We start from the raw sequence: 11,658 nt of genomic DNA, 5'->3' as shown, positions 1-11,658 counted from the left end.
AAGTGATATTGGTTCAATTGTAATAAATATTTTGTACTGACTCTCGATTTACATTGAATTTGATAAGTAAATATTTCTTGGAACGGGATAGAGAAAATAATTCTTCAAGACTAAACAATATTAATATGGGTGGTTGACAGTGTATATACAAAAATGTAAATTTATACTATAAATAGTATTTTTTAAAATTAAAAAAGGAGAGAAAAATATGTTTTTACAAAATAGGTGTAAAAAATTGTGGGCGGTATTATTAGCTATGGCCATAGTATTTTCGGGTATTAACTTTTCTTTTGATTCTTCATATAAAAGCATTATTCAGCTTGGAGGTAGGGCTGAGGCAGCCAGTCCACAAGTAGTTAATTCATCACCTAGCCAAAATTCAATACTTACTGAACATAATAAAAGTTACTATCCCGATATAACTATTGCTAACTTGGAAGATGAAACATTGATGTTTAGATATTATCTTGATTCAGAGATTTCACCAAGATCTCAGATAGTTGTTTCAAAGGCTGCAAAAGAACAGAAAGTTGTCTTTAACAATGTAAATCCCATTGATATGAGTACATTAACAGAAGGAGACCATAAAATTAAATTTACAGTTTTCTGTCAAAGCGGATTACCGGACATAAATTACATTGTTAATTTTAAAGTGGATAAATCTGCACCCATATTAGGTCCTATCACGACATCATCAACGACTAAAACTGTAACAATTTCGGTTTCAGCTACTGACAGTGTTTCCGAAGTTGGAGGGTATAGATATTCCTGCAATGGTACATCCTCAGGCTGGATACTATCACCGACATATACTTTAAGTAATTTATCTCCGAATTATCCTTTTTATATTAACTTTGAGGTGAGAGATTCAGTCGACCCATTACATATAACATCTGCAACACGGACAATCTACACCAAGGCTGAAGTGCCTTCACTTTCTGTAAATAATATTTCTTCAAACACACTTGATTTGGAATCTCTGGATGTCAATCATCCAGGGACAGATTACATGGTAAAAGTAAATAGCAGTCAATATGTTACACAGGAAGGTATTCTCACGGTATCACCTGTGTGGATTAGATTTCCAGGGATAGGTAAAAAAATAATTACTGTTAAAGGTTTAGCTACAAATAGTACATATACCTTCAGTGCTAAGGCAAGAAATCTTGAGAATATTGAAACTTCATTAGGTTCTGCTGTCACAGGTACAACTCTTGTTGCACCTCCGGGTTCACCTGCAAATATAATTGCAACAGCTACTGATAGAACTATCACGGTATCCTGGGATGCTGTAAATGGAGCAATAGGCTACGATATCGAAGCAGATGGAATAACAATTGATAATGGAACTTCAACTACATATACACATAGAAACCTTAATTCTGGAACACCCCATAAATACAAGGTAAGAGCGAAGAATGCCGGAGGACCGGGAAACTGGAGTGCTGAGATATCAAAATCAACGCTGCCTGCTTCGCCGGATATACCTCAGAATCTTAACACTATACCATTAAGTACTTCTGTAACAGTGACTTGGAACAGTGTTCCCGGAGCAACCGGCTATGATATAGAAGTGGATGGAGTACTGGTAAACAACGGACCAAGTACAGGCTATATACACAACAGTCTTGCTCCTGGGACACATCATTCATACCGTGTAAGAAGTATAAATCCGGGAGGAAAGAGTGAGTGGAGCAGCTATGTAAATACTACAACATTAGTAGATACAATACCTGTACCAGTAAATATAGCAGCAACACCTTCATTAAATAAAATAACTGTCTCATGGGATCCGGTAGACGGAGTGACCGGTTACGATATAGAAGTAGACGGAATAACCTTTGACAATAGCAACAGAACAACATATACACACAGCAACCTGACACCAGGCACATCTCATAAATATAGAGTGAGAGCAAAAAAAGGCGGCAAAGTCAGTGAATGGAGCAGCATGATAGTATCCAACACACTCACCAATGCTTTTGGAACACCTTCAAACTTCAAGGTAAATGCCAATGACACATCAGTAGCATTAACCTGGGATGCAGTACCTGAGTCAGAAGGCTATGATGTGGAAATAGACGGAACAATAATAGACAATGGAATGGAACCAAGCTGCATACATGACGGACTTACACCGAACACCAACCATACTTACAGGGTAAGGGCAAGAAAAGCAACTGAAACCAGTGAGTGGACTCAGCCGTTGACAGTAACAACATACGGGTTACAGACACCTCAGAATATAACGGCAGCATCTGATGAAGCATCAATCACAGTAAACTGGAGCTCTGTTCCAGGAGCAACTACCTACGATATAGAATTTGATGGATCAATAATATCAGACGTATTTAAGATCTCAAATTCAGGGTTAAAGTTCATTGAGTTTCCTTCAGTAACAACAGCGTCAGCTATATCAGCCTTACCAACTACAATTGATTCTGTGATAGGGATAACAACAGGTTCTGCTATTACGGCTGCTGAAAGTTCAACAGTACCGGTTACATATACCTTAACAGGCCTTACACCAAATACACAGCATACAATAAAAGTTAGAGCGGTAAATGAAAGTGGGACAAGCAACTGGAGTATACCAATAAGTCAGTCCACAAAATTTACAACAGGGAATGCACCTAATGTATCGGGATTAGTTAAGAAAACGGCTGTAACAGTAATGTGGAATCCCATGGATGGGGCAAACTCCTATGATATAGAAGTGGATGGAACATTAACCTCAAATGTAACCGGAACATCATACAATTCAACAGGATTGATTCCGGGATCAGAGCACAAATACCGTGTAAGGGTACAAACCAGCTCGGGCGAAGAAACTTGGAGCAATATATTTGTAGTATCGACGCTGCCTGAAGGACCTGCAACGCCAACAAACATTGTAACCTCAGGAAACATGACATCAATACTTGTAACCTGGGACAAGGTGACAGGAGCAGAAGAATATGAAATAGAGGTTGATGGGGTAGTGATAAATACTGGTACAGGGACAAGCTATCTGCATACCGGACTTACACCAGATACAAGTCATACATACAGGGTAAGAACCAAAAACATATCAGGATACAGTGAATGGAGTGAAACAAAAACCTCAATAACCTTAAGTTCAGTGCAGACCTATGAAATTAATTCGGTCCAGGGGGAAGAGTTTGACCTTGTGCTGACGGCGGTAAACATACAGGACCTTGACAAATATACCTTTACAATCCAATATAACACTGATGATTTTGAAGTGATTGACTTATGCGGACTGACGGCAAAGATGGACACTGTTGAAGGTGATGTATCTGGAACAGACATAACAGTAAAGCAACTGACATCAGGAACAATAGTCTTCATAAAGGCAGGTTCGGCACAATCGTGGCAGGTATGGTCAGGTGTGGTAAACAGTATTACTTTCAAGGCTAAGAAAGATGGTAATTCAACAATTACTTATATAATACAGTAAGGGGTGGCGCATTTAATGAAGAAATTCAGAAACATTATAGCAAAAATTCTGGTAGTGTCCTTCATAATAACGAATACGCTGATATATTTTCCTGGAATAACTTTTGCTGCTGAAAAGGAAAAAGTTAATAAACCAACTGTGGTTGAACACTATGAAAGAACGGAAATTCTGGTTAAATACAAGAACAGCGGTAGGGAAGACAAAGTAAAAAGCACTCTGACAAAGAATGTTAAGGTTAAAAAGTTCAAATCTAAAAAGAAGTATGACAAAAGTAAGATAGAACTGCTTGAGATAGATAAAAATGATGATATTGATAAAGTGGTAAAAGAACTTAAAAAGGACCCGGATGTTTTGTTTGCGCAGCCCAACTACAAGCTGGAAATAATGGCCGCTCCTGCCGATCCTATGTTCCAAAACCAATGGGGTCTTCAGAACAATGGACAGGAAACAGAAGGTCAGCTTGGAAGATCAGGTGTGGATATAAATGCTGTTAATGCCTGGAATCTCAATCAGGGTGCAAATGTGGTAATCGGCCTGATGGATACCGGAGTGGACATAAATCATAAGGATCTAAAAGATAATATCTTTGTAAATATAGGTGAAATACCGGGTAACGGTATTGATGATGATAAAAATGGGTACATAGATGACGTTAACGGATGGGATTTCGTACATAATGACAATACAGTGTTTGATGATGCAACATTGGACTTCCACGGAACTCATACAGCCGGTATACTTGCAGCTGCATCCAACAGTGAAGGTATCAGTGGTACTGCTCCGAAAGCAAAAATACTGCCTTTAAAATTCATCAATGGAAACTGGGGTTATACCTGTGATGTAATTGATGCAATTGAATATGCTATGAAAATGGGCGTCAAGATTATGAACTGTAGTTTTGGCGGAACAGACGACAATTTTGCTCTTAAAGATACAATGGTAAACAGCGGTATTCTCTTTGTGTGCGCAGCCGGCAACAGGGGAGCTGATGTGGCAGTATCACCTGTTTATCCTGCATGCTTTGATATACCGAATGTATTGTCGGTTGCATCTATTGACAGCAAAGGCGTACTTTCACCCTATTCGAGCTATGGAAGTAAAATAAATGTTGCTGCACCTGGAGTAAACATATTAAGTACAACACCCGGAAATGCATATGACTACTTTACAGGAACTTCGGCGGCTGTTCCATTTGTAACAGGCACGGCAGCTCTTTTAAAAAGCTATCTGCCGGCATTGTCTATTACACAAATTTCTCAACGGATAAAAGATAATGTGGTGCCTTGTACCAATTTGAGCGGGAAGGTTTCATCAGGTGGTAGGGTGGATGCATATGCTGCACTGACAAATACTAAGCCTGCCGCCGATACATACACCGGGCCGGGGAATGACAACAGTACTGTTCCGGGAGGACAACAGGGGGGCAATATTGATACCTGGTATACAATGGACCAGCTGGCGAAGATAAAGGAAAAACTGCACTATGGTGAATCAGGAGTGAATCCTGCATCAGGAAACTTCTCATTTACAGTGAATGATATGAGTGTACCTGCGCCGGGTTTCCAGGTGAACATATCCCGAACCTACAATTCCCGCAGTGATAAAAATACACCAATGGGCCGCGGCTGGACTTTTGGTTTTGAGGGTTACGTTGATGGTACAAATGTTGTTGATGTAATTTTACCAAATGGAAGTGTGGAGAGATTCAGATTAAACGGCAGTGTATATGAACCTGAGGAATCCCGAAGTAAATTTGTAAAAAATACAGACGGTACATATACCCTGACTTCAAAGGACCAGTATAAGTATACCTTTAATACCGACCGTTACCTTGTAAAAATGGAGGACAGAAACGGAAATTCGGTAAATATAACTGTGAATAGTACGGGTAAGATTACAAAGGTAACAGATACTGTAGGCAGGGAATATAAAATATCATATAACACCAACGGTTTTATAGACAATATAACTGATCCTGAAAACAGGGTTGTCAAATATGAGTATGACAGCAGTAACAGGCTGTCGGTAGTTACAGATCCCATGGGCGGTAAAATGAGATATTTTTATGACTCCTGGGGTTACTTAAACCAGATACAGGATCATGACCAAAAGCAGGTTGAAAAAATCACATACAATCATGCCGAGGGAGAAAATCAGCATAAAGTATCCGAAGCAACGGATTCCTTTGGTGACACCGTCAAATATGCCTATGATATGACAAACAAAAAGACAACTGTAACCGACATGAACAACAGGGTGTCCACATACTGGTTTGATACCTCCTTCTATACAATACAGGAGCAGGATCCTGAAGGAAAATCTACCTATACCGAATATTTCCAATATAACGGCAAAAATACTTATGGAGATATAAATTCCATAACAGACCGCAACGGAAACAAGACACAGTATGAAGTAGATAGCAGGGGTAATGTCACAAAGGTCATAAATCCTGATGGCAGTAACAAAACCACCGAGTATGACGATAAAAACAATGTTACAAAAGAAGTGGATGAGTGCGGGAATACCATATACTACATATATGACAGCAATAAAATAAATCTGATAAAGAAGGTACAGCCGTTAAACGGCAAAGATGTATACACAGGAACAGACAGCAACAACTTTGCCATAACCTCCTATCAGTATTATGAAGGAACAGAGTCCGGTTGCAGTGCTAAAGCACTTTTGAAAAGCGAAACAGATCCCGAAGGAAATACTACTACCTACACATATAACCAATATGGTGATATAAAAACAGTTACTGACCCTGAGGGAAAAGTAACAAATTATGAATATAACAAGATCAGCTGGAAGACGGCAGACATAACACCTAAGGGCCACAGAACCGAATATACCTATGACAGAAACGGACTGTTAATCAAAACTGTAACTGTAAGTGATAAGAATGAGACTACAAGGGTAGTTTATGACCTTATGGGAAGAAAGCTTCAGGAGATCAGTCCAAACCAGTATGACGGCACAAAGGACAACCTCACAGCAGATACCTACTCAGATATGTCAGCGGGAACCAGATATGAATACTATGACAGTGGAAAAGTTAAGTCGGTTACCGATGCAGTGGGGAATAAAACAAGCTACACATATGATGTATATGGAAATACCCTGACTGAAACAAAGCATAACGGTTCAATATACCGGTATGAATATGACGTTCTGGACAGGCTAAAGAAGGTATATTTTAAAAACGATTCAACATCAATGGAAAACCTCCTTATGGAATACAGCTATGCTATAATGGACGACCGCAAAACACAGCAAACGGAAACAAAATATCTTAATGCCACAGACAAGGCCTTAACTGTTTCAATTTTTGATTATGCAGGCAGATTGGTAGAAAAGCAGAATCCAGACGGAACAAAAACTAAAACCATATATAACTCAAACGGCACAATAGACAGACAAATAGCATCGAACGGAAGTACTACATATTACAAATATGACGGGTTAAACAGGCTTGTAGAGCAATGGTTACCCTTTGAAGTATCAAACGGAAACACACAGTACACCTATCAAAAAACAGATTATGATAAAGCGGGAAGAAAAATTTCTGAGAAATCCGGCAAGGATAAGGTTGATCTGTGGACAGTACCTACAAATTTTGTAATAAAGAATTATACATACTATAAAAATGGAAAAGTAAAAACCGTAACTGACTCGGGGGAACGGAAGACGGAGTATCTATATGATGATGATGGAAACCTTCAAAAAGAGAGTATATATGCATCTGCAGATAATGCATTGGTTACCGAGTACACATACAATTATCTTGGAAAATTGAGTGCAAAAAAACAACACATCAATGCCGGGGATATATATGGGAATGACTTTAGCAGCAATACCGACACAGTTCTTACAACATCATATACCTACGATAAAAACGGCAATACAAAAACTGTGACAACACCGGATAATGTTATTACTACATATACTTATGATTCTTTAAACAGGCAGCTTTCGGTGAGTCAGCCCGGTGTAAATGAAAAAGGTGATGTGGTCACAATAACATCATCGACAACCTATAACTGGGAAGGCAAGCCACTTATCCAAAAAAATCCTAAAGGCAATGTTACTACCTATGAATATGACCAAAGGGGGAATCTAGTTAAAATAATTGATGCTAAAAACGGTATAACCTTAAATAATTATGATCTTGGTGAAAGACTGATTGCTATGGTTTCACCTAAAAACTATGACAGTGTAAAAAGTATAAAAGATATGAGCAGGACAGAGTACGTCTATGATGTGATGGACAGAGTTATTGCTAAAAAAGATATATACCTTGATCCTGTTACCAATCAATGGGTAACACTTTTTACCAAAGCATATAAATATGATAATTCAGGAAATACGATAAAGGAACTTAATGCAATTGGGTATGACTATGGCAGTGGTAGTACCCTTGAAGAAAAAATAGAAAGCGGATATGGTATTGAGTATAGGTACAATCTTGCTAATGCTCTTGAATCCACTATAGATCCGGTTTCAAAAGAGCGCGAATTAGCCTATTCTACTAAATTTGAGTATGATGGACTTGGAAGAAAAGTATCCGAGACCAATGCAAATGGAGTAATAACAAGCTATACATATAACGATGCAGGAAATGTTTTATCTACCAATGTCAAGAAAAATTTAAATTCTTCAGCGCAGGTAATACAGCGGTCCACCTATGACTTAGTAGGAAGAGCCTTAACTCAGAGTGACGGAAACGGCAATACAACTATATTTGAATATAACGCACTTGGAAAGATAAGAAAGGCCATATATCCAGGGGATACTACCATCCCTGCTACCACAATAATATGCCAATATGATGTATTAGGTAACCTGAAATTTCAGCAGGATTCATTGGGTAAAGTAAATCTGTTTACCTACGATAATCAGGGCAGACAACTGTCAGCAATGGAGAAAAAAGCAGGCGGCACACAAGAAATAACCATATCTGCAAGCTACGATGTAAATGGCAACAAATGTATAGAAGTTGATGGTAACAGCAATATAAGAACCAATACCTATGACGAACTGAACAGGCTTAAAGCTACTGAAATAACTGTCAAAGGAGTACGCAAAGCCATTACATACGGTTATGACAGGAATAGTAACCAGACAACAGTTACAGACTGGCTGGGCAATGCAACTACAAATATATATGACCCGCTGAACAGGGTAATAGAAAAACAAGATGCATACACAACAATACAAAAACTTGAGTACAACAAGAACAGCAAACAGGTAAAATCTGTTGATGCACTTGGGAATGTAACCAGCTACATATATGACATAAACAACAGGCTTATTGCCACAGTGGATCCGGAAGGACATACAACCAGCCAGTCTTATGATGATGTGGGGAATGTAGTTGCCAAAACAGACGGCAGAACCATTACAACTACATACAAATTTGACGAATTTAACAGACTTACCCAGGTAATAAACCCGAAATCAGAAATTACAAGCTATACCTATGATTTAAACGGCAACAAACTGACACAGACTGATGGAAAAGGCAATACAACAACTTATGAGTACAACACAGCCAATAAGCTGACAAAAAAGATAGACCAGGGTGGAAGGCTGGGAAATCCGGGACAATATACCTATCTGAATTCAAAAGTAGAGAAGTATACATATTTTGCCGACGGTAACATGGAAAGCAAGACCGATAGGAATGGCAAAGTCACCGGCTATATCTATGATATCCATGGAAGGCTTACCTCAAAAGCTATTGGAAGCAACGTAATATCATATACCTATGATAATAACGGTAACCAGCTAACCATAACTGACAGTACAGGAACAACAGAAAGAACCTACGATGAACAGAACAGGGTACTGACAAAAACAGTTCCGGGGTTCGGTACAACAACATATACCTACGATCAAGATGAAGGTGAAGGACATTATTCAGAAACCACAACAGACCCTAAGAATAACAGTACAAAAAAAATATTAGATAAAGTGGGGAGACTGTATAAAGTATCAGCAGACGGAAAGACCACAACCTATGAATACAACAATGACGGCAGCCGAAAGAGTGTAATATATTCTGACGGGGCAAAAGAAGAGTATACCTATTACAAGGATGGATTGAACAAAACACTTGTTAATAAAAAGTCTGACGGAAATATAATAGACAGCTATAGCTATACCTACGACGGAGCTCACAACCAGACCTCAAAAACAGACTCGAAAGGCATAACAAACTATCAATACGACAGTCTTAACAGGCTGGAAAAGGTTACTGAGCCAAACGGAAGAATAACAAGCTATACCTTTGACAAGGCAGGAAACAGATTAACCGAAACAATATTAACAGGAACTGTTTCAGTAACAACCACCTACATCTATAACGAGCAGAACAGGCTGGTATCAACTATAAAACAAAGCGGAAATGAAACAGTAACAGAAAAGTATGGCTTTGATAATAACGGAAACACTGTCTCGAAAACAAAAGAGACCATAAAACCTGTTGACGCAAATGTTACAGGTAACTTCAACCTGAGCAAAGCCGGAAACAGTATAACAAACGAGGTAACCTACTATCAGTATGATGTGTGGAACCAGCTTGCGAAAACCACAACAGGAGACAAGAAGGTAACATACTCGTACAATGGAGAAGGCTTCAGAGTAGCAAAAACAGAAAACGGTCAAAAAACAAACTACCTGTACGAAGCAGACAAGGTAATACTTGAAACAGACGGAGCAGGTAATCAGACTGCAAAAAATATATATGGAATAAATCTCCTGACAAGAAGCAGCGGCAGTGATACAATGAATTATATGTACAATGGACATGGAGATGTCACAACTCTGTTAAATGAAGATGGAACAATTTCAGGAACCTATTACTATGATGCCTTTGGAAACATAGTCGAACAAACTGGAAACGTCAATAACAGCATTACCTATGCAGGTTACCAGTATGATAAGGAAACAGATCTTTACTATTTGAATGCACGTTATTATGACAGCAAGATTGCAAGATTCATAAATGAGGATACATATACGGGAACCCTTAATGACCCGCTAAGTTTGAATTTATATACGTATTGTCTGAATAACCCTATTATGTACGTAGATCCAACTGGGTATGTAACCATAAATGTGAATGGTAAGGATGTAGGAAATGCAAGCCTTAATAATGGTAAATCTTATGGAAATTTAACTGATATTGTAACCGGTTTGGGGGGGAAGACATCATATGATTCTAAAAGTGCAACAGCTACTGTAACAATTGGAGGTAAAACTGTTACGTATAATCTAAAGGACATGAAAAACGGAGTAGGTGTAGCGAGTGATGGATCTTCATTTACAGTGAGCAACGATGGAAAAATTCAAGTTGCTGTTGCTTCTACCTCAAAAAGTTTAGGTGGTTCGACTGCAAACTGGAATGAAAGTACTAAGTCAGTTTCGGTAAACTCAAGTAATAGCCAACTTGTGGCTAATATGGGCGTAAGTGGGGCAGGTTCAATGACTGGGACAATAGCAGACAGTTATAGGAACGGCTTAAAATCTAGTAACTCATCTTCAAGTTTAGCACCGTCGACATCATCAAACCCAGCACCGACACAAAATCAAAATAAGAATACAAATGAAGTTGAAAAAAATTTGAGTACTACTAATAATAACAATACAAATAATCAGAATGCAGGCAAAGTCACATATAATTCAAATGGAAATGTAACAAGTACTAATTTTTCAACACCTGTTGTACCTAAAGTTACAAATGCACCAGGAGAAAGAAGTGTAGATGCATTTAATGAAGTTCTTGATCAATTTAATGTTGAGACAAATCCAAGATACACTCCAAGGAGTGGTTTAACTTTTTGTAACGTTTATGCACAAGATGTATTAAATGCAATGGGAGTTGCTTTACCCCAATATATGGTATCAGCGGGTATACAGAAGTGGATGAATGGTGATGAGGGAAAAGATGCTGATTGGATTGCCGTTTCAGTTAATGAGGCACAAAACATGGCAAATCAGGGGTATCCGACCATTGCAGTTAATTCGGGGCATACTGCTATAATAGCGCCGTCCCCTAATCCAGGCAATGGTAAAATATATGTGTCTCAAGCGGGTGGAGAAAGATGGATAACAAGGCTAAGCCCAATCAATAATGTTTGGAGCAAAAATGATACCAAGCAATATTTTTATCATAAGTAATAATACGAGGA

At 38.5% G+C, this 11,658-nt stretch carries 2 protein-coding genes; both read left to right on the top strand.

The features are described from left to right. The first annotated feature begins 208 nt into the window (after window positions 1–208). Window positions 209–3,460, top strand: a complete 3,252-nt coding sequence (locus CTER_RS26995; RefSeq protein ID WP_004626126.1) for a fibronectin type III domain-containing protein — start codon at window positions 209–211, stop codon at window positions 3,458–3,460. A gap of 15 nt (window positions 3,461–3,475) precedes the next feature. Continuing rightward, a complete protein-coding gene (locus tag CTER_RS13010) occupies window positions 3,476–11,647 on the top strand; it encodes a S8 family serine peptidase (RefSeq protein WP_004625969.1) in 8,172 nt (2,723 codons plus the stop codon). Window positions 11,648–11,658 lie beyond the last annotated feature (11 nt).

Source organism: Ruminiclostridium cellobioparum subsp. termitidis CT1112 (assembly GCF_000350485.1).
GTDB lineage: Bacteria > Bacillota > Clostridia > Acetivibrionales > DSM-1351 > Ruminiclostridium > Ruminiclostridium termitidis.
Note: the sequence above shows the minus strand (reverse complement) of the source record. Positions and strands in the feature narration are given on the sequence as shown.

Bases quoted from the DNA above. Each gene is read 5' to 3' on its own strand.
- CTER_RS26995 (WP_004626126.1), top strand. From the start codon at position 209: ATGTTTTTACAAAATAGGTGTAAAAAATTGTGGGCGGTATTATTAGCT.
- CTER_RS13010 (WP_004625969.1), top strand. From the start codon at position 3,476: ATGAAGAAATTCAGAAACATTATAGCAAAAATTCTGGTAGTGTCCTTC.